The organism is Streptomyces sp. NPDC001933 (assembly GCF_042890955.1).
Lineage (GTDB): Bacteria > Actinomycetota > Actinomycetes > Streptomycetales > Streptomycetaceae > Streptomyces.
This window is the reverse complement of the sequence record NZ_JBIASS010000002.1, coordinates 96024-114695: the sequence shown is the minus strand read 5'-3', so window position 1 is coordinate 114695 and position 18672 is coordinate 96024. Positions and strand designations below refer to the sequence as shown.

19 protein-coding genes are annotated in these 18672 nt (G+C 71.9%); 16 read left to right on the top strand and 3 right to left on the bottom strand.

The window, feature by feature from the left end; translation table 11 throughout:
* Positions 1-95: 95 nt before the first annotated feature.
* Together ACFYY7_RS05405 and ACFYY7_RS05400 are read left to right on the top strand one after the other, a co-directional pair.
* A complete protein-coding gene (locus tag ACFYY7_RS05405; RefSeq protein WP_388657357.1) occupies positions 96-1190 on the top strand; it encodes an ABC transporter permease in 1095 nt (364 codons plus the stop codon).
* Positions 1187-1867, top strand: a complete 681-nt coding sequence (locus ACFYY7_RS05400) for an ABC transporter ATP-binding protein (protein ID WP_388657355.1) — start codon at positions 1187-1189, stop codon at positions 1865-1867. Before ACFYY7_RS05405 ends, ACFYY7_RS05400 begins: the two co-directional genes overlap by 4 nt.
* Positions 1868-1930: 63 nt before the next feature.
* Here ACFYY7_RS05400 and ACFYY7_RS05395 read toward each other — a convergent pair whose 3' ends face one another.
* The gene (locus ACFYY7_RS05395) at positions 1931-2731 is read right to left on the bottom strand and encodes an IclR family transcriptional regulator (protein WP_351252794.1); all 801 of its coding nucleotides are present in this window, start codon (positions 2729-2731) and stop codon (positions 1931-1933) included.
* A gap of 361 nt (positions 2732-3092) precedes the next feature.
* On the opposite strand from ACFYY7_RS05395, the gene allB reads away from it, so the two are divergent.
* The 3 genes from allB to ACFYY7_RS05380 all read left to right on the top strand — a co-directional run bounded on the left by allB (position 3093) and on the right by ACFYY7_RS05380 (position 5983).
* Positions 3093-4436: an allantoinase AllB gene (gene allB / locus ACFYY7_RS05390; protein WP_388657353.1), complete on the top strand. Its 1344-nt coding sequence runs from the start codon at positions 3093-3095 to the stop codon at positions 4434-4436.
* Between the two features lie 2 nt (positions 4437-4438).
* The gene (alc, locus tag ACFYY7_RS05385; protein ID WP_388657350.1) at positions 4439-5554 is read left to right on the top strand and encodes an allantoicase; all 1116 of its coding nucleotides are present in this window, start codon (positions 4439-4441) and stop codon (positions 5552-5554) included.
* A gap of 99 nt (positions 5555-5653) precedes the next feature.
* On the top strand, positions 5654-5983 hold the full coding sequence (locus ACFYY7_RS05380) for a putative quinol monooxygenase (RefSeq protein WP_388657347.1): 330 nt from the start codon (positions 5654-5656) through the stop codon (positions 5981-5983).
* A 34-nt stretch (positions 5984-6017) separates the two neighbouring features.
* Here ACFYY7_RS05380 and ACFYY7_RS05375 read toward each other — a convergent pair whose 3' ends face one another.
* Positions 6018-6773 (bottom strand): SDR family NAD(P)-dependent oxidoreductase, encoded by a 756-nt coding sequence (locus ACFYY7_RS05375; RefSeq protein WP_388657344.1) that lies wholly within the window; start codon positions 6771-6773, stop codon positions 6018-6020.
* 210 nt (positions 6774-6983) lie between these two features.
* Here ACFYY7_RS05375 and ACFYY7_RS05370 point away from each other — a divergent pair, with 210 nt between their 5' ends.
* The 6 genes from ACFYY7_RS05370 (at position 6984) to ACFYY7_RS05345 (ending at position 12471) form a co-directional block, all read left to right on the top strand.
* On the top strand, positions 6984-7607 hold the full coding sequence (locus ACFYY7_RS05370) for a dihydrofolate reductase family protein (protein WP_388657341.1): 624 nt from the start codon (positions 6984-6986) through the stop codon (positions 7605-7607).
* Between the two features lie 106 nt (positions 7608-7713).
* A complete protein-coding gene (locus ACFYY7_RS05365) occupies positions 7714-8637 on the top strand; it encodes a DMT family transporter (RefSeq protein WP_388657339.1) in 924 nt (307 codons plus the stop codon).
* A 128-nt stretch (positions 8638-8765) separates the two neighbouring features.
* Entirely contained in the window at positions 8766-9986 is a 1221-nt protein-coding gene (locus ACFYY7_RS05360) for a sensor histidine kinase (RefSeq protein WP_388657336.1), read from the top strand.
* A 49-nt stretch (positions 9987-10035) separates the two neighbouring features.
* Positions 10036-10773 (top strand): response regulator, encoded by a 738-nt coding sequence (locus ACFYY7_RS05355; RefSeq protein WP_388657333.1) that lies wholly within the window; start codon positions 10036-10038, stop codon positions 10771-10773.
* Positions 10774-10835: 62 nt separating this feature from the next.
* Positions 10836-12032 (top strand): cytochrome P450, encoded by a 1197-nt coding sequence (locus ACFYY7_RS05350; RefSeq protein ID WP_388657331.1) that lies wholly within the window; start codon positions 10836-10838, stop codon positions 12030-12032.
* Between the two features lie 16 nt (positions 12033-12048).
* On the top strand, positions 12049-12471 hold the full coding sequence (locus ACFYY7_RS05345; protein ID WP_388657328.1) for a PaaI family thioesterase: 423 nt from the start codon (positions 12049-12051) through the stop codon (positions 12469-12471).
* Between the two features lie 10 nt (positions 12472-12481).
* Here the strand turns inward: ACFYY7_RS05345 and ACFYY7_RS05340 are convergent, their stop codons facing one another.
* Positions 12482-13504 (bottom strand): Gfo/Idh/MocA family oxidoreductase, encoded by a 1023-nt coding sequence (locus ACFYY7_RS05340; RefSeq protein ID WP_388657325.1) that lies wholly within the window; start codon positions 13502-13504, stop codon positions 12482-12484.
* Between the two features lie 138 nt (positions 13505-13642).
* On the opposite strand from ACFYY7_RS05340, the gene ACFYY7_RS05335 reads away from it, so the two are divergent.
* The 5 genes from ACFYY7_RS05335 (at position 13643) to ACFYY7_RS05315 (ending at position 18585) form a co-directional block, all read left to right on the top strand.
* Entirely contained in the window at positions 13643-14401 is a 759-nt protein-coding gene (locus ACFYY7_RS05335) for a GntR family transcriptional regulator (RefSeq protein WP_388657322.1), read from the top strand.
* A gap of 95 nt (positions 14402-14496) precedes the next feature.
* Positions 14497-15501 carry a sugar ABC transporter substrate-binding protein gene (locus ACFYY7_RS05330; RefSeq protein WP_388657320.1) on the top strand — a complete coding sequence of 335 codons (1005 nt, stop codon included), beginning with the start codon at positions 14497-14499 and terminating at the stop codon, positions 15499-15501.
* A 194-nt stretch (positions 15502-15695) separates the two neighbouring features.
* Positions 15696-16679 (top strand): sugar ABC transporter substrate-binding protein, encoded by a 984-nt coding sequence (locus ACFYY7_RS05325; protein ID WP_266728630.1) that lies wholly within the window; start codon positions 15696-15698, stop codon positions 16677-16679.
* Positions 16676-17728 (top strand): ABC transporter permease, encoded by a 1053-nt coding sequence (locus ACFYY7_RS05320; protein WP_351252809.1) that lies wholly within the window; start codon positions 16676-16678, stop codon positions 17726-17728. The genes ACFYY7_RS05325 and ACFYY7_RS05320 overlap by 4 nt, the downstream gene beginning before the upstream one ends.
* The gene (locus tag ACFYY7_RS05315; RefSeq protein WP_388657317.1) at positions 17725-18585 is read left to right on the top strand and encodes an ATP-binding cassette domain-containing protein; all 861 of its coding nucleotides are present in this window, start codon (positions 17725-17727) and stop codon (positions 18583-18585) included. The genes ACFYY7_RS05320 and ACFYY7_RS05315 overlap by 4 nt, the downstream gene beginning before the upstream one ends.
* Positions 18586-18672: the final 87 nt, after the last annotated feature.

Genomic DNA, 18672 nt, shown 5'->3' with positions numbered 1-18672 from the left:
GACGGGGGGCGCCGGGCGCCGGTCAATCGAAAGGTTGATGTCGGGCCCCACCGCCGGGCGATGTTTCCGGGCGCCCGGAGGCCGAGGCTTGGAGCATGTTCGTCGCATGGAGAGATCTCCGGTTCGCCAAGGGCCGGTTCGCGCTCATGGGCACGGTCGTGGTGCTGATCACGCTGCTCGTGGGTCTGTTGTCCGGCCTCACCGCCGGTCTGGCCCGGGAGAACACCTCGGCCATCACCGGGCTGAACGCCGACCACCTCGCGTTCGCCGCCCCGCCCGAGGACCGGTCCGTGTCCTTCACCGACTCGGTCGTCCAGGAGAGCGCCTGGCGGAGCTGGGCGGAGCGGCCCGGGGTGAGCGGCGCGGAGCCGCTCGGCATCCGCACCCTCAACGCCGTCGCCGGCCAGGGGGAGCGCACGGCCGCGGTGTCGGCGTTCGGCGTCCGGCCGGACGGGGACCTGGCGCCCACCGGCGGTGCCCGGGTCGGACCGGGGAAGGTGGTGCTGTCCGAGCAGGCCGCCGACGACCTGGCGGCCGGGGCCGGTGACCGGCTGCGGCTCGGCTCCACCGAGGTCACCGTCGTGGCCGTCGCGGGGGACGCCTCGTACAGCCACACCCCGGTCGTGTGGACCTCGCTCGACGACTGGCAGCACTTCGGCGGCGACGGCGACAGCGGGGCCCGGCATGCCACGGTGATCGCCCTGACCACCACCGGCGGCGCCGATCTCGGCGCGGGCGACAAGGCGGCCGGCACCAGCACCCTCACCCTCGCCGACTCCCTCACCGCCATCGGCTCCTACCAGGCCGAGAACGGCTCGCTCCAGCTGATGCGCGGCTTCCTCTTCGCCATCTCCGCCCTGGTCATCGGCGCCTTCTTCACCGTCTGGACGATCCAGCGCAGCGGCGACGTAGCCGTGCTCAAGGCGCTCGGCGCCTCCACCCGGTACCTGCTGCGCGACGCGCTCGGGCAGGCCGTCGTGATGCTCGCCATCGGGACCGGCGTGGGCACCGCACTCGCCTCCGGCATCGGCGCCCTGATCAGTGGCGGGGCCGTGCCATTCGTCCTCGACGCGGCGACCGTCCTGGTCCCGGCGGCCATCATGATCGTCCTCGGTGCCCTCGGGGCGGCCCTGTCCATCCGGCGGATCACCGCCGTCGACCCGCTCACCGCACTCGGGAGTGCCCGATGACCCTCACCCTCGCCGACGTCACCCTCACCTACCCCGACGGCGACACCCGGCTCACCGCTCTCGACCGGATCTCGCTGGACGTGCCCGCGGGTTCGCTCACGGCGGTCGTGGGACCGTCCGGCTCCGGCAAGTCCAGCCTGCTCGCCGTGGCCGCGACCCTGGTCACCCCGGACACCGGCCGGGTGGCCGTCGCCGGCACGGACACCGCCGGTCTCGGCCGTGCGGATCAGGCGCGGCTGCGGCGCGAGCACATCGGCATCGTCTTCCAGCAGCCCAATCTGCTGCCGTCGCTCACGGCGGCCGAGCAGCTCCAGGTGATGACCCACCTCTCGGGCGGCCAGGTGCGCGCGGCGCGCACCCGGGCACTGGAACTGCTGGACGCGGTCGGCCTGGCCGACCAGGCCGGACGCAGGCCCCACCAGCTGTCGGGCGGCCAGCGGCAGCGGATCAACATCGCACGGGCCCTGATGAACGACCCGGCGGTGCTGCTGGTCGACGAACCGACCAGCGCGCTCGACCACGAGCGGGGCGCGGCGGTGCTGGACCTGCTGGTCACGCTCACCCGGGAGCGGTCGACGGCGACGGTGCTGGTCACGCACGACCTGGCCCACCTGGACAAGGCGGACCGCACGGTCCGGATGGACGACGGCCGCCTGACGGTGCCGGAACCGGCCTGAGGCACGGGGGACATACGGGGAGGGGGGTGGCCGGCGGCCACCCCCCTCCCCGTATGCCGGCTCTCAGCCGGTGGAACCGCTGCTCGCCAGCGCGTCGGAGAGCTCCTTGGCGGCCTGCTGGAGGATCGGCACGATCCGCTCCGTCGCGGTGTCCGTCACCCGGCCCGCCGGACCGGAGATCGAGATCGCGGCCGAGGTGGGCGAGTTCGGTACCGAGACCGCCAGGCAGCGCACCCCGATCTCCTGCTCGTTGTCGTCGACCGCGTAGCCGACCCGGCGGACCTGCTCCAGCGCGTCGAGGAAACCGTCGGGGGTGGTGATCGTCTTCTCGGTGGCGGCCGGCATGCCGGTACGGGCGAGCAGGGCCCGCACCTCCTCCGGCGGCGTGTGCGCCAGCAGCGCCTTGCCCACCCCGGTGGAGTGGGGGAGCACCCGGCGGCCGACCTCGGTGAACATGCGCATCGAGTGCTTGGACGGCACCTGTGCCACGTACACGATCTCGTCGCCGTCGAGCAGCGCCATGTTCGCGGTCTCGCCGGTCTCCTCGACCAGCCGCGCGAGATACGGGCGGGCCCAGGTGCCCAGGAGCCGGGACGCGGACTCGCCGAGCCGGATCAGCCGGGGGCCCAGCGCGTAGCGGCGGTTGGGCTGCTGGCGGACGTATCCGCAGAGCACCAGCGTGCGCATCAGGCGGTGAATGGTGGGCAGGGGGAGTCCGCTGCTCGCGGAGAGTTCGCTCAGCCCGACCTCACCCCCCGCGTCCGCCATCCGCTCCAGCAGATCGAAGGCGCGCTCAAGGGACTGCACACCACCGCTGGTAGCGGCGGGCTTGGAGTCGGATGTGCTGGCGTGGGACGGCGGCACGTCAACGTTCCTTTCGAGGCGGAAGAGCGGGTGCCCCGCCCGGCGAGGCACCCAGCAGCCTACCGGGCGGTTCCCGATCGGCCCACTGCTCCGGGTACGGCGTCCTGGCCGGTCAGAGCCCGTTTGTCCTGGTGTCGGCAGTCGGCGGGGCAGTTCTTCGGGCCGGTACTGGTCCTATGTTACGTTCCGCTCTTCGAAAAGAGTCTTCTACTTTGTGGAAATCTCCAGTTGTGGGCGCGGAATGGCCCGACGGCCGCCCGGCGGGGAAAGTGGGTCTTGACGGGCCCGAATCCCGAGTGAAGACTCCTTCAACAGTTCGTTGAATTCGTCAGCGTTCGAAAGTCCGAAGTGAGGAGCACGGGTGTCCGGTGCGGACGTGAAACTGGTACTGCGCTCGACGCGTGTGGTCACCCCGGACGGGACGCGCCCCGCAGCGGTCGCCGTCGCCGACGGGAGAATCGACGCCGTCCTGCCGTACGACGCCGAGGTGCCGGCCGGCGCCCGGCTGGAGGACTTCGGCGACGACGTCCTGCTCCCCGGGATCGTCGACACACATGTCCATGTGAACGACCCGGGCCGCACGGAGTGGGAGGGCTTCTGGACCGCCACCCGCGCGGCGGCGGCGGGCGGTATCACCACCCTGCTGGACATGCCGCTCAACTCCCTCCCGCCGACCACCACCGTCGGCCACCTGCGCACCAAGCAGCAGGTGGCCGCCCCCAAGGCGCACATCGACACCGGATTCTGGGGCGGCGCGATACCGTCCAACGTCAAGGACCTGCGACCGCTGTACGAGGCCAGGGTGTTCGGCTTCAAGTGCTTCCTCTCGCCCTCCGGCGTCGAGGAGTTCCCGGAGCTCGACCAGGAGCAGCTGGCCCGGTCCATGGCGGAGATCGCCGGCTTCGGCGGGCTGCTGATCGTGCACGCCGAGGACCCGCACCACCTGGCCGACGCCCCGCAGCGCGGCGGGCCCGCGTACGCCGACTTCCTCGCCTCCCGGCCCCGCGACGCCGAGAACACCGCGATCGAGGGGCTGATCGCGCACGCCAGGCGGCTCGGTGCCCGCGTCCACGTCCTGCACCTGTCCTCCAGCGACGCCCTGCCGATGATCGCGGCGGCGAAGCGTGAAGGCGTACGGATCTCGGTCGAGTCCTGCCCGCACTTCCTCACCCTCACCGCCGAGGAGGTCCCGGACGGCGCCACGGAGTTCAAGTGCTGCCCGCCGATCCGCGAGGCGGCCAACCAGGACGCGCTGTGGGAGGGGCTGGCCGACGGGACGATCGACTGCATCGTCTCCGACCACTCGCCGTGCACCACCGACCTCAAGACGCCGGACTTCGGCACGGCCTGGGGCGGGATCTCCTCCCTCCAGCTCGGACTGCCCGCCATCTGGACCGAGGCCCGCAAGCGCGGCCACTCGCTCGACGACGTCGTCCGCTGGATGTCGGCCGCCCCCGCCGAGCTGGCCGGACTGACCCACAAGGGCGCCATCGAGGCCGGCCGGGACGCGGACTTCGCGGTGCTCGCCCCGGACGACACGTTCACCGTCGACCCCGCCGAGCTCTACCACCGCAACCAGGTCACCGCGTACGCCGGCAAGACCCTGCACGGCGTCGTGAAGTCGACCTGGCTGCGCGGGGTGCGGATCGCGGCCGAAGGCACCGTCGGCGAGCCCACCGGCCGACTCCTCGAAAGGAACCAGTGACCATGACGGCGACAGCCCGCTTCACCGGTGACGCGAACCCGTACGGCGGCGGCGACCCGTACGCCGACTACCGCACCGCCGACTTCCCCTTCACCGGCCTCGTCGACCTCGCCGACCGGCGGCTCGGCGCGGGCGTGATCGCGGCCAACGACGAGTTCTTCGCCGAGCGCGAGAACCTGCTCCGGCCGGAGCCCGCCGAGTTCGACCCCGAGCGCTTCGGCCACAAGGGCAAGATCATGGACGGCTGGGAGACCCGCCGCCGCCGCGGCGAGAGCGCCGAGGTACCGCACCCCGCGGACGAGGACCACGACTGGGCGCTGGTACGGCTCGGGGTCCCCGGAGTCGTACGCGGCATCGTCGTCGACACCGCCCACTTCCGCGGCAACTACCCGCAGGCGGTCTCCGTCGAGGCGGCCTGCGTGCCGGGCTCCCCGTCGCCCGGCGAACTGCTCGCGCCCGAGGTGAAGTGGACGACGCTCGTCCCCCGTACGGCCGTCGGCGGGCACGCGGCCAACGGCTTCGTGGTCGAGGGCGAGCAGCTCGTCACCCATCTGCGGGTCAACCAGCACCCCGACGGCGGGATAGCCCGCCTCCGGGTGCACGGCGAGGTCACCCCCGACCCCGCCTGGCTGGCCGCCCTCGGCACCTTCGACCTGGTCGCGCTGGAGAACGGCGGCACGGTGGAGGACGCCTCCGACCGCTTCTACTCCCCGGCCACCAACACCATCCAGCCCGGCCGGTCCCGCAAGATGGACGACGGCTGGGAGACCCGGCGCCGGCGCGACAAGGGCAACGACTGGATCCGCTACCGGCTCGTCGAGCAGGCGGAGATCCGCGCCGTCGAGATCGACACCGCCTACCTGAAGGGCAACTCGGCGGGCTGGGCGAGTCTCTTCGCCCGGGACGGCGAGAGCGGCGAGTGGACCGAGATGCTGCCCCGGACCCGGCTGCAGCCCGACACCGACCACCGCTTCGTCCTGCCGGAGGCGGTCCGAGCCACGCACATCCGGATCGACATCTTCCCGGACGGCGGGATCTCCCGGCTCCGGCTCTTCGGATCGCCGACCGAGGAGGGCGCCGCGCGGCTGGCCGCCCGCCACCGCGAACTGGGCGGCTGAGGGCCGTCCCGGGCCGGGATCTTTCGTCCCGGCCCGGGACCGGCGCCATCCGGGCGTGCCCGATGAGTCCGCTTCCGGGGCTTGTGCGACCCTTGTCGCATGATCTTCATCGCCGTCAAGTTCACCGTCCGCAGCGAGGAGCGCGACAACTGGCTCCCGGCCGTCGAGCCCTTCACCCTCGCCACCCGGCAGGAGCCGGGCAATGTGTTCTTCGAGTGGTCGTACAGCGTCGAGAACCCCGACCAGTTCGTCCTGCTGGAGGCCTTCGCCTCCCCGGAGGCCGGTGCGGCCCACGTGAAGTCCGAGCACTTCGCGGTAGCCATGGACCTGATGGCGGACCTCGTTGCCGAGACGCCGGAGATCATCAACGTGGAGGTGCCGGGCGAGGGATGGTCCCGGATGGCGGAGGTCACCCCGCGCTCGCGGTGACGCCGCACGCTTCCGCTTCCTGGCGCGGGAGCGGTCAGGCCGCGTGGCCGCCGTCCACCGTCAGCTCGGTGCCGGTGATGTACGCCGCCTCGCCACCGGCCAGGTAGGCGACGAGGGAAGCCACCTCGTCCGTCGTGCCGAAGCGGTCCAGGGCGGTCGCCGAGCGCTGGCCGGCGGCGAACGGGCCGTCGGCCGGGTTGAGGTCCGTGTCGACCGGACCGGGCTGCACCAGATTGACCGTGATGCCGCGCGGGCCGAGCTCGCGGGCCAGCGGCTTGGTGAGACCGGCCAGCGCCGACTTGCTCATCGCGTAGAGGGTGGAGCCGGGACCGCCCGCGTGCCGGCTCAGGGCCGTACCGATGGAGACGATGCGGCCACCGCGCTCCATCAGCCCCGCCGCGGCGCGGCAGGCCAGGAACACCGCCCGCACGTTCACCGCCAGCACCCGGTCCACGTCGGCCGGGGTGAGGGTGCCGATCGGGCCGAGCACGCCGATGCCCGCGTTGTTGACGAGGATGTCCAGCCGGCCGAGCGCGTCCGCGGCCCCGGTCACGGCCGCCGGGACCGCCTCCGGGTCGGCCGAGTCCATGCGCAGGGCGACGCCCCGTCGGCCGTACGAGCGGATCTGAGCCACGACCTCGTGGGCGGCCGCCTCGTCCTGTACGTACGTCAGCGCCACGTCGACGCCCTCCCGGGCGAGCCGCAGGGCGGTCGCGGCGCCGATCCCGCGGCTGCCTCCGGTGACGAGCGCGGCGCGGGTCGTGCCGGTGCTGGTGACGGTGCTGGTCATGATGGTTTCCTCGCTGGTCGGTGATGTCTGGCCGGTGATGTCTCGGCCCGGTGCTTCGACACGGACCAGGAAAGCCGTTCCGCGCTTCCGTCACCGGCGGGAATCGGACGCCTGCCCCGGGCGCCGTCCATGGCCCGGCCGATGAGTTCCGGGTGGCAGCGGAGTCGAAGGAGAAAGACCATCGGTGGACCGGAACACAGGAGAAGGACCATGGCCAAGCTGACTCTCACCACCTTCCTGTCGCTCGACGGCGTCATGCAGGCGCCGGGCGGGCCCGACGAGGACCGCGGCGGCGGTTTCGAGTACGGCGGCTGGACCGTGCCGTTCGCGGACGAGGGCATGATGCGCTTCATCGACGGGCTGTTCGGCCGCTCGGCGGCCTTCCTCCTGGGCCGCCGCACGTACGACATCTTCGCCGCGTACTGGCCCAAGGTGACCGCCCCCGGGAACCTGGTCGCGAGCAGCCTCAACACCCTCCCCAAGTACGTCGTCTCGACCACCCTGGACAAGCCCGAGTGGCACAACACGACCGTCATCTCCACGGACGTCGCCGAGGAGATCGCCCGCCTCAAGGAGCGCACGGAGGGCGGCGAGCTCCAGATCCACGGCAGCGGCGCACTCGCCCGTTCCCTCATGGCGCACGGCCTGATCGACGAGTACAACCTGCTGTACTTCCCGGTGGTACTTGGCAGCGGCGGCCGCCTCTTTCCCGAGGGCGGGCAGCCCACCGCCTTCGAGCGGACCGAGGCGCGGGAGACCCCGAGCGGAATCTCGATCCACACCTACCGGCCCACGGGCCGGGCGCGGTTCGGCACCTTCCCGCTCGATGACTGAGAGGGCTGTTGTGGACGGGGCGACGCCGGTACGGTGATCGTTCCGCGTGTGAGCCGTCGAGGTCTCCACATCGTTCCCGCCGTGGAGAACCAGGAGCAACACCCAGGTGTCCTCGATCGCCGTGCCCACCCTCGCCCCGTCCCGCCGCGCCTGGCTCACCGATCTGCCCGTGCTGCTCGTCGCCGTCGTCTGGGGTTCGAGCTACCTGGCGGCCAAGGGCATCACCACCGCCCAGACGGTCCTGGCCGTGCTCGTGCTGCGGTTCGCCGTCGTACTGCCCGTGCTGGCCGTGGCCGGCCGACGCAGGCTGCGGGCGCTCGGCGCGGCGCAGTGGCGGGGGGCCGGCCTGCTCGGGCTCGTCCTCAGCGCGATCTTCCTCGTGGAGACGTACGGCGTCGTGCACACCTCGGCGACCAACGCGGGGCTCATCATCAGCCTCACGATGATCTTCACCCCGCTCGCCGAGGCCGCCGTGACACGTGTCCGTCCGCCCAGGGCCTTTCTCGCCGCTGCGGCGCTCTCGGTCGCCGGAGTGGTGCTGCTGACCCAGAGCGGCGGATTCACCAGCCCCTCGGCCGGTGATCTGCTGATGCTGGTGGCCGCCCTCGCCCGCACCGTGCACGTGCTGCTGATGGCCCGCATCAAGTCGGTGCAGGGAGCCGACTCGCTCTCGCTCACCACGGTCCAGCTCGGCAGCGCGGTCGCCGTCTTCGCCCTGCTCGCGGCCGTGCCCGGCACCGGGGAGGCGCCGTGGACAGTGGCCGCGGGATTCGGCGTCCGGGAATGGGGCGGGCTGCTCTTCCTCTCCGTCTTCTGCACGCTCTTCGCCTTCTTCGTGCAGATGTGGTCGGTGCGCCGCACCTCGCCGTCCCGGGTCAGCCTGCTGCTCGGCACGGAACCGCTGTGGGCCGCCGCCGCGGGCATCGCGATCGGTGGCGAGCGGCTCGGCGTCCTCGGCGCGATGGGCGCGGTGCTCGTCCTGGCCGGCACCGCCTGGGGCCGCCGCGCGGTCACTCCGGCCGCCCCCTGAGCCGGCCGGCGGCCGCCGGCGCCCCGCCCGTCGCGCCGTCGGTCCGAAAGTCTCGCCCTTCGCGACTTTGGTCGCCCGGCACGCCCGTACAGCCGGGACCACCCGCCCCACCTGGGTAGTTTTGTGGCATGACGCGTACGGAATACCGCTGGCTGCTGCCCTCGGCGATGGCCGACCCCGAGCTGCCCGGCGACCGGCGCGGCCGCGCGCGACGCACCGTGCGGGACTGGGCCGTCGACCTCACCGCCTTCCTCTGCGCGGCCATGGTCGGCATGCTCACGGTCGCGACGATCGAGGCCGACCCCACCACCCCGGACGGCGTCCTGTTCGCCGACATCGTGATCGGCACCCTGGCCTGCTGTGTCCTGTGGGTGCGGCGGCGATGGCCGCTGGGCATCGCGGTGGGCCTGGTCCTGGTCGCCGCAGTCGAGCCGGTCGCGGCGGGGGCCATGCTCGTCGCGCTGTTCGGGGTGGCCGTGCACCGCCCGTTCCGGCCCGTGGCGGCCGTCGGGGCACTCGCCCTGGCGCTCGCCCCCGTACAGCCGTATCTGCGTCCCGACCCGGGCACCTCGTTCGTGCAGGCCACGGCCATCGGGGTGCTGCTGCCCCTGCTGGTGATCAGCTGGGGCATGGCCGTACGGTCCAGGCGACAGCTCGTCGTCACCCTGCGCGAGCGGGCCCACCGGGCCGAGACCGAGGCGGAGCTCCGCGCCGAACAGGCGCAGCGGCTCGCCCGCGAGGCCATCGCCCGCGAGATGCACGACGTCCTCGCCCACCGGCTGACCCTGCTCAGCGTCCACGCCGGAGCCCTCGAATTCCGCCCCGACGCCCCGAAGGCCGAGGTGGCCCGTGCGGCCGGGGTCATCCGGGACAGCGCGCACGAGGCGCTCCAGGACCTCCGCGAGATCATCGGAGTCCTGCGCAGCCCCGGCGAGAGCGACGGCGACCGGCCGCAGCCCACCCTCGCCACGCTGGACTCGCTGATCGCCGAGTCCCGGCTGGCCGGCATGAAGGTCACCTTCGACAACCGCGTCGACGACCCCGGCACGGCCCCTGCCGCCACCGGCCGCACCGTCTACCGCATCGCCCAGGAGGCCCTGACCAACGCCCGCAAGCACGCACCCGGCACCGAGGTCACCATCACGGTCGCCGGAGCCCCGGGCCAAGGGCTCACCGTCGAGGTGCACAATCCGGCACCCACCGAACCCTTCGAGCGGGTCCCCGGCTCCGGCCAGGGACTCATCGGCCTCACGGAACGCGCCACCCTGGCCGGGGGCAGCCTCGACCACGGACCGCAACCGGACGGCGGATTCCGGATCAGCGCCTCGCTGCCGTGGCCGGCCGCCTGACCGTCACGCGCCGTCCCGGTCCCCGACACGACCTGGCTACGGTGGCCCCATGACCACCACCCCGACCCCGATGGACCCCTCGGCGCAGCCCATCCGGCTGGTCGTCGTCGACGACGACCCGCTCGTACGGGCCGGACTCGCCCTCATGCTCGGCGGCGCCGAAGACATCGAAATCGTGGGGGAGGGGGCGGACGGCACCGAGGCCGAGGAACTCGTCGGCCGGCTGCGCCCCGACGTGATGCTGATGGACATCCGGATGCCGGGCATGGACGGGCTGACCGCGACCGAGGCGCTGCGCAGCCGCCCCGGCGCCCCGCAGATCATCGTCCTGACGACGTTCCACGCCGACGAACAGGTGCTGCGGGCCATCCGCGCCGGAGCGGCCGGTTTCGTACTGAAGGACACCCCGCCGGCGCAGATCGTCGACGCGGTACGACGGGTGGCGGCCGGTGACCCGGTGCTGTCGCCCGCGGTGACGCGTCAGCTCATGGCCCGCGCGGCCGGGACCGGGCCCCGGACCGGCAGCGACGACCGGGCGGACCGCGCCGAGCGGGCACGGGCACGGATCGCGTCGCTCGCCGAGCGGGAACGCGAGGTGGCGATCGCCGTCGCCCGCGGCCGTTCCAACGCCGAGATCGCCGCGACGCTCTACCTCAGCGTGGCGACCGTGAAGACACAGGTGTCCCGGATCCTGGCCAAATTCGGCTTCAACAACCGTGTCCAGATCGCGCTGCTGGTGCACGACGCCGGGCTGCTCGACGATGACGGCACGGAGCCGGCGACATAGGGTGAACCGGTCGGTCCGAAGCGATCGAGCCGAACGACCGTCAGACCGGGAGGGGCGATCCCATGTCCGATGCCAGTGGCCGTGCCGAGGTCGATGTCGATCTGACCGGGATCGCGGACTTCACCGCGAACCCGTATCCGTACTACGAGAAGCTGCGCGCCGCGGGCCCGGTGCACACCGTACGCACCGACGAGTTCGAAAGCGTCTGGCTGGTGGTGGGATACGACGAGGCCCGTGCCACCCTTGCCGACCCGCGGTTCGCCAAGGACTGGCGGGGTTTGCCGGGTGCCCCCACCGAGAGCGACCCCATCTCCTTCAACATGCTGGAGCTGGACGCCCCCCACCACACCCGGCTGCGCAAGCTCGTCGTGAGGGAGTTCACCGCCCGCCGGGTCGAGGCGCTGCGCCCCCGCGTGCAGCAGATCACCGACGGGCTCCTCGACGCGATGGTGCCCGCCGGACGCGCCGATCTCGTCGACGCGCTCGCCTTCCCGCTGCCGATGACCGTCATCTGCGAGCTGATCGGTGTGCCGGACCTGGACCGCGAGGCATTCCGCGGACTCTCCAACGGTGTCATCACCCCCGCCTCGCCGCTTCAGGGGATCGAAGCGGTGCGCGCCATGAACGAGTACCTGAGCGAACTCATCGAGGACAAGCGGTGCTCGCCCGGCGACGACCTGATGAGCGCCCTGATCCGCACGCGCGACGAGGACGGGGACGCGCTGTCGCCCGACGAACTCGTGGGGATGGCCTTCCTGTTGCTCGTCGCGGGCCATGAGACCACGGTCAACCTGATCACCAACGGCGTACGGGCGCTGCTCGGCCACCCCGCCCAGCTGGCCGCCCTGCGGGCGGACCCGGAGCTGCTCGACGGTGCGGTCGAGGAGATGCTGCGCTACGACGGGCCGGTGGAGACCGCCACGTTCCGCTATACCCGTGAACAGGTCGAGATCGGGCGGCGGACCATCCCGGCGGGCGCCCCGGTCCTGGTGTCCCTGGCGGGCGCCGACCGGGACCGCGGCCGCTACCCGGAACCGGACACCTTCGACATCCGCCGCGACGCCCGGGGCCACCTGGCCTTCGGGCACGGTGCCCACTTCTGCCTGGGTGCTCCGCTGGCCCGTATGGAGGGCCGGATCGCGATCCGTACACTGCTGGAGCGCTGCCCCTCCCTCGCTCCGGACGTGGGGGCAGGGGAGTTGGACTGGATCCCCGGGATGCTGATCCGCGGGGTGCGCGGGCTGCCCGTCCGCTGGTGAGACAAGGAGCCCCGAAATGAACGGACTCGACCTGGAGCTGGCGCGGAAGGTTCTCGACAGCCAGCCGTTCAGCGGTCTCGTGGGGGCGCGGATCACCGCCTTCGGGGACGGTGCCGCCACCCTCGAAGTGGACATACGCCCCGAACTCCAGCAGCAGAACGGCTTTCTGCACGGCGGGGTCCTGGCCTACGCGGCCGACAACGCGATCACCTTCGCCGCCGGCACGACGCTCGGCCCGGCCGTGCTGACCGGTGGCTTCTCCATCCAGTACGTCCGGCCCGCCACCGGCAGCACACTCGTCGCCGACGCCGAAGTGGTGCACACCGGCCGCCGCCAGGCGGTGGTCCGCTGCGAGCTGTTCGCGGCAGGGGAGGACGGGGAGCGGACGCTCTGCGCGGTCGCGCAGGGGACCGTGCTGTCGGCCGCCCCGTCCGCCTGAACCCGGGCCCTCAGGGGGCGGGCCGCGCCGCGCAGTCGGCGATCTCCGCGATCGCCACGGGGCGCCGCTCCCGGCGGGACACCTCGCACGCCTCCGCGATCAGCAGCGCGAACCACGCCTCCCGCCCGTCGCACGGATTGGGCCGCTCCCCCCGAACCACCCCTACGAACGCGTCCAGTTCGGCCTCGTACGCCGGGGCGAACCGCTCCAGGAAGCCGGGCCACGGGGAGGAAGGAGCCGGGGGTCCCTGCGGTTCGGCCGAGGTGACCGGGGTGCGGCCGTCCAGGCCGACCGTGATCTGGTCCAGCTCGCCCGCCACTTCCATCCGTACGTCGTAACCGGCGCCGTTGCAGCGGGTGGCCGCCGCCGTGGCCAGGGTGCCGTCATCGAGGGTCAGCAGGACGGCCGCCGTGTCCACGTCGCCCGCCGCCCGGAACATCCCGGGCCCGGCATCCGACCCGGTGGCGTACACCTCCGTCACCTCACGGCCGGTCACCCACCGCAGCATGTCGAAGTCATGGACCAGGCAGTCCCGGTACAGCCCGCCGGAGAGCGGGAGATACGCGGCAGGCGGCGGGGCGGGGTCCATCGTCACCGACCGCACGGTGTGCAGCCGGCCCAGCGCACCGGCCCGCACGGCGGCGCGGGCCGCCCGGTACCCCGCGTCGAACCTGCGCATGAAGCCCAGTTGGAGCACGCTCCCGGCCCGGTCGACCTCGCGCAGCGCGGCCCGGGTCCCCGGCAGGTCCAGCGCGATCGGCTTCTCGCAGAACGCCGGGAGCCCGGCCCGTGCGGCCCGGCCGATCAGCTCCGCGTGCGCCGAGGTGGCCGAGGCGATCACCACGGCGTCCACCCCCGCGCCGAACACCTCGTCGGCGCCCGGGACCGCCGTCGCGCCGGTGCGGTGCGCGACCTCGGCCGCCCGCGCCCCGTCGGTGTCCGTCACCACCAGGGCGTCCACCTCGGGATGGCGGGCCAGCACGCCCGAGTGGAAGGAACCGATCCGGCCGGTGCCGATGAGTCCGATGCGCATGGACCCAACGTGCCGTCCGCCGACTGCGCTGTCAACCATATGTCCGGACAAGGTGTCCTTTGTTCGTTGGTCATGCTGTCCGGACAACAGGACGACCGGACTTCCGGAGGTTCTGACGTGGGGGATACCCTCACGCGTGTGCCCAAACCCACCACCGACCCGGCCGCGCTCGAACTCGGCGTGGACCGTTCCAGCCCGATCCCGCTCTACTTCCAGCTCGCCCAGCAGCTGGAGGCCGCCATCGAGCAGGGCAGGCTCGCCCCCGGCAGCCTCCTCGGCAACGAGATCGAGCTGGCGGCACGGCTCGGCCTGTCCCGGCCCACGGTCCGCCAGGCCATCCAGTCGCTGGTCGACAAGGGGCTGATGGTGCGCCGTCGCGGCGTCGGCACCCAGGTCGTGCACAGCAGGGTCAGGCGCCCGCTCGAACTGAGCAGCCTCTACGACGACCTGGAGGCCGCGGGCGGGCACCCCACGACCCGCGTCCTGCGCAACACCGTCGAACCCGCCGACCCGGCGGTGGCCGAAGCCCTGGCGGTCGCCGAGGGCAGCGACGTACACCTCGTCGAGCGGCTGCGGTACGCGCACGGCGAGCCGCTGGCGCTCCTGCGCAACCACCTGCCGCCCGGGATCGTCGAGCTGGACACCGCGCGGCTGGAGGCCACCGGTCTGTACCGGCTGATGCGCGGCGCCGGCATCACCCTGCACAGCGCCCGCCAGACCGTCGGCGCCCGGCTCGCCACCGCCGAGGAGGCGGCCGGGCTCGCCGAGGCCGAGGGGGCCGCCCTGCTGACGATGGAGCGCGTCACCTTCGACGACACCGGACGGGCGGTCGAGTTCGGCTCCCACATCTACCGGGCGTCCCGCTACACCTTCGACTTCCAGCTGCTCGTACGGTGACGACGGCCGACCCCTGCCCCGTTGACGTCCCGTACGCCCACCGCTAGAACTCCTCCAGCCGCAATCGGGCGGCCGGGAGAGAAGGCGGACCCACCATGCGTACCTCTCGCAAGGCAGCAACCCTGATCACCGTCGCGGCCCTCGGGATCGGCATCGCCGTCTCCGGCTGCAGCGGCTCCGGCGGCCGGAGCGCCGAGGAGAAGCCCGCGGGCACGAGCGGCGGCGCGGCCGCCGGCACGCCCCGGATGAAGATCGCGATGGTCACGCACTCGGGGGAGGGCGACACCTTCTGGGACATCGTGCAGAGCGGCGCGAAACAGGCGGCGGCCAAGGACAACGCCGAATTCCTCTACTCGGCGAACAAGGAAGGCAAGGAACAGGCCCAGCTCGTCCAGGCCGCCATCGACCAGAAGGTCGACGGGCTGATCGTCACCCTCGCCAAACCGGAAGCCGTCAAGGACGTGGTCGCCAAGGCCGTGAAGGCCGGCATACCCGTCGTGACCATCAACTCGGGCGCGCAGTTCTCGAAGGAGATCGGCGCGCTCGGGCACATCGGGCAGGACGAGAAGGTCGCGGGCGAGGCCGTCGGCGACGAGCTCGACGCACGGGGCCGCAAGAAGGCGCTCTGCGTCATCCACGAGCAGGGCAACGTGTCGCTGGAGGAGCGCTGCGCCGGGGTGCGCAAGACCTTCGGCGGCAAGGTCGAGAACCTGAACGTCGAAGGCACCAACATGCCGGCCGCCACCTCCTCGATCGAGGCGAAGCTCCAGGCCGACAAGGACATCGACGCGGTCGTCACCCTCGGCGCCCCCTTCGCCGCAGCCTCCGTCAAGGCAAAGGACGGCTCCGGCAGCACGGCCGAGATCGACACCTTCGATCTGAACGCCGAGGTCGTCAAACGGCTGAAGGCCGACGAGATCGGCTTCGCCGTCGACCAGCAGCCCTACCTCCAGGGCTACCTCGCCGTCGACGAACTCTGGCTGAACCGGACCAACGGCAACGTCGTCGGCGGCGGGAAGCCGGTGCTCACCGGTCCGGCGATCGTCACCGCGAAGGACGTGCCGCAGCTGGAGAAGTACACCGCGCGCGGCACCCGGTGAACCTTCCGCGCGCCGCGGCGCCCACCGGGCGCCGACACACGCGTCCCGCCCCTGCCGGGCGGTGCCGTCGGCCGCTCGGGGATACTTGGCCAGCCGGGCCGGGTGTGCGCCATCGCCGGCCACTCCAAGCAGCACAGCGAGCAGCACTAGAAGGGCACGGCGTCGTGGCAAGGGTTCGGACAGGGGTACGTGCGATGGGCGCCGTGCTTGCGGCGGTGCTCGGGGCTTCCCTCGTGGGATGCAGCAGCACCGGTGGCAAGCGGGCGGAGGAGCGCGCGGCCCGGGCCGCCGCCGAGGGCCGGGCCGCGGTGGACACACCCCGCTGGACCTTCGCGATGGTGACCCACTCGGGCGACGGCGACACCTTCTGGGACATCGTCCAGCGGGGCGCCGAGCAGGCGGCCGTCAAGGACAACATCAAGTTCCTGTACTCGCACAACGACGAGGCGCAGCAGCAGGCCCAGCTGGTGCAGGCCGCCATCGACCAGAAGGTCGACGGGCTGATCGTCACCCTCGCCAAGCCCGACGCGATGAAGGACGTGGTGACCAAGGCCGTCAAGGCCGGAATCCCGGTGATCACGGTGAACTCGGGCTCCGCGGAGTCCAAGCGGTTCGGCGCACTCACCCACATCGGCCAGGACGAGTCCATCGCGGGCGAGGCGGTCGGCGAGGAGCTCAACGCGCGGGGCCGCAAGAAGGCGCTCTGCATCCTGCACGAGCAGGGCAACGTCGGCCACGAGCAGCGCTGCGCCGGAGCGAAGAAGACCTTCGACGGGCAGCTGCAGAACCTCTACGTCGAGGGCACCAACATGCCCGACGTCCAGGCGTCCATCGAGGCGAAGCTCCAGGCCGACAAGGACATCGACGCGGTCGTCACCCTCGGCGCGCCGTTCGCGGACGCCGCCGTCAAGGCGAAGAGGACCGCGGGCAGCAAGGCCGAGATCGACACCTTCGACCTGAACGCCAAGGTCGCCACGGCCCTTCAGGACAAGACCCTCGGCTTCGCCGTCGACCAGCAGCCCTACCTCCAGGGGTACGAGGCGGTCGACCTGCTCTGGCTCTACCGCTACAACGGCAACGTCCTCGGCGGCGGACGACCGGTCCTCACCGGACCGCAGATCATCACCGCCAAGGACGCCGCCGAACTCGCCCAGTACACGAAGCGGGGGACCCGATGAGCACGACCGCCGGACCGTCCGCCCCGGCCGGGGCCGACGAGCGGCTGCTGCGCACCTCACCGCTGCGCAGGCTGCTCGGCCGCCCCGAGCTCGGCTCGGTGGTCGGTGCCGCGGCCGTCTTCATCTTCTTCTCGATCGTCGCCGACAGCTTCCTGCGCGCCTCCAGCCTGGGCACCGTGCTGTACGCGGCCTCGACGATCGGGATCATGGCCGCGCCGGTGGCGCTGCTGATGATCGGCGGCGAGTTCGACCTCTCCGCCGGTGTGCTGGTCACCAGCTCCGCGCTGATCTCGTCGATGTTCAGCTACCAGATGACGGCCAACGTGTGGGTCGGCGTCTTCGTGTCGCTGCTGGTCACCCTGGCCATCGGGGCGTTCAACGGCTTCATGCTGACCCGCACCAAGCTGCCGAGCTTCATCATCACGCTCGGTACGTTCCTGATGCTGACCGGCCTCAATCTGGGCTTCACCAAGCTGATCAGCGGGACCGTGTCCACCAAGTCCATCGGTGACATGGAGGGCTTCGACTCGGCCCGCAAGGTCTTCGCCTCGCAGTGGACCATCGGTGGCGTCGAGTTCAAGGTCACCATCCTGTGGTGGGCGGTACTCGTCGCGATCGCCACCTGGATCCTGCTCCGTACCCGCTTCGGCAACTGGATCTTCGCGGTCGGCGGCGAGGCCGACGCGGCCCGCGCGGTCGGCGTCCCGGTGATCCGTACCAAGATCGGCCTCTACCTCGGGGTCGCCTTCGCGGCCTGGGTCTCCGGCCAGCACCTGCTGTTCTCCTTCGACGTGGTGCAGTCCGGCGAGGGCGTCGGCAACGAGCTGATCTACATCATCGCGGCCGTCATCGGCGGCTGTCTGATCACCGGCGGCTACGGCTCCGCGATCGGCTCCGCGGTCGGCGCCTTCATCTTCGGCATGACCAGCAAGGGCATCGTGTACGCGGAGTGGAACCCGGACTGGTTCAAGTTCTTCCTCGGAGCCATGCTGCTCCTGGCCACCCTGCTCAACGCATGGGTACGCAAGCGCGCGGAGGCGACGAAATGACGGCCCCCAAGGCACCGGCCGACCAGGAGGCGCCCCACCGGGCGCTCGTCGAGCTGGACCACGTCAGCAAGTTCTACGGCAACATCAAGGCCCTGACGGACGTCTCGCTGGAGGTCCACGCGGGCGAGATCTCCTGTGTGCTCGGCGACAACGGCGCCGGCAAGTCCACCCTGATCAAGATCATCGCGGGGCTGCACCGGCACGATGCCGGGTCCTTCCTCATCGAGGGCGAGGAGACCACCCTCGCCAACCCGCGCGACGCCCTGGACCGCGGCATCGCCACGGTCTACCAGGACCTGGCCGTCGTCCCCCTGATGCCGGTCTGGCGCAACTTCTTCCTCGGCTCCGAACCGACCACCGGCGCCGGCCCCTTCAAGCGCCTCGACGTGCGGCTGATGCGCGAGACGACCCGCTCCGAGCTGCTGCGCATGGGGATCGACCTGCGCGACGTGGACCAGCCGATCGGCACCCTGTCCGGCGGTGAGCGCCAGTGCGTCGCCATCGCGCGGGCCGTCTACTTCGGCGCCAAGGTCCTCGTCCTGGACGAGCCCACCGCCGCGCTCGGCGTCAAGCAGTCCGGGGTCGTGCTGAAATACGTCGCGGCCGCCCGCGACGCCGGTCTCGGCGTGGTTCTCATCACGCACAACCCGCACCACGCGTATCTCGTCGGGGACCGTTTCGTCCTGCTGAAGCGGGGCGCCATGTCCGGCAGCCACACCAAGGAGTCCATCACTCTGGACGAGCTGACCCGCCAGATGGCGGGCGGCAGTGAGCTGGAGGAGCTCAGCCACGAGCTGGAACGGGCCCCCGCACCGACCCATCTCGGCGGCCACCCGGCTCGCGGCAAGCACGAGTAGCCCCCGGCCGGCAGCGGCCCCCTGCTCACCGGTCCGCCAGCCCCGGTGCCCCGGCAGTGGCAGAATCGAGGCCGACGGGCGCAGTCC

Bases quoted from the DNA above. Each gene is read 5' to 3' on its own strand.
- alc (WP_388657350.1), top strand. From the start codon at position 4,439: ATGACGGCGACAGCCCGCTTCACCGGTGACGCGAACCCGTACGGCGGC.
- ACFYY7_RS05400 (WP_388657355.1), top strand. From the start codon at position 1,187: ATGACCCTCACCCTCGCCGACGTCACCCTCACCTACCCCGACGGCGAC.
- ACFYY7_RS05350 (WP_388657331.1), top strand. From the start codon at position 10,836: ATGTCCGATGCCAGTGGCCGTGCCGAGGTCGATGTCGATCTGACCGGG.
- ACFYY7_RS05380 (WP_388657347.1), top strand. From the start codon at position 5,654: ATGATCTTCATCGCCGTCAAGTTCACCGTCCGCAGCGAGGAGCGCGAC.
- ACFYY7_RS05355 (WP_388657333.1), top strand. From the start codon at position 10,036: ATGACCACCACCCCGACCCCGATGGACCCCTCGGCGCAGCCCATCCGG.
- ACFYY7_RS05405 (WP_388657357.1), top strand. From the start codon at position 96: ATGTTCGTCGCATGGAGAGATCTCCGGTTCGCCAAGGGCCGGTTCGCG.
- ACFYY7_RS05360 (WP_388657336.1), top strand. From the start codon at position 8,766: ATGACGCGTACGGAATACCGCTGGCTGCTGCCCTCGGCGATGGCCGAC.
- ACFYY7_RS05325 (WP_266728630.1), top strand. From the start codon at position 15,696: ATGGGCGCCGTGCTTGCGGCGGTGCTCGGGGCTTCCCTCGTGGGATGC.
- ACFYY7_RS05330 (WP_388657320.1), top strand. From the start codon at position 14,497: ATGCGTACCTCTCGCAAGGCAGCAACCCTGATCACCGTCGCGGCCCTC.
- ACFYY7_RS05345 (WP_388657328.1), top strand. From the start codon at position 12,049: ATGAACGGACTCGACCTGGAGCTGGCGCGGAAGGTTCTCGACAGCCAG.
- ACFYY7_RS05375 (WP_388657344.1), bottom strand. From the start codon at position 6,773: ATGACCAGCACCGTCACCAGCACCGGCACGACCCGCGCCGCGCTCGTC.
- ACFYY7_RS05370 (WP_388657341.1), top strand. From the start codon at position 6,984: ATGGCCAAGCTGACTCTCACCACCTTCCTGTCGCTCGACGGCGTCATG.
- ACFYY7_RS05320 (WP_351252809.1), top strand. From the start codon at position 16,676: ATGAGCACGACCGCCGGACCGTCCGCCCCGGCCGGGGCCGACGAGCGG.
- ACFYY7_RS05340 (WP_388657325.1), bottom strand. From the start codon at position 13,504: ATGCGCATCGGACTCATCGGCACCGGCCGGATCGGTTCCTTCCACTCG.
- ACFYY7_RS05315 (WP_388657317.1), top strand. From the start codon at position 17,725: ATGACGGCCCCCAAGGCACCGGCCGACCAGGAGGCGCCCCACCGGGCG.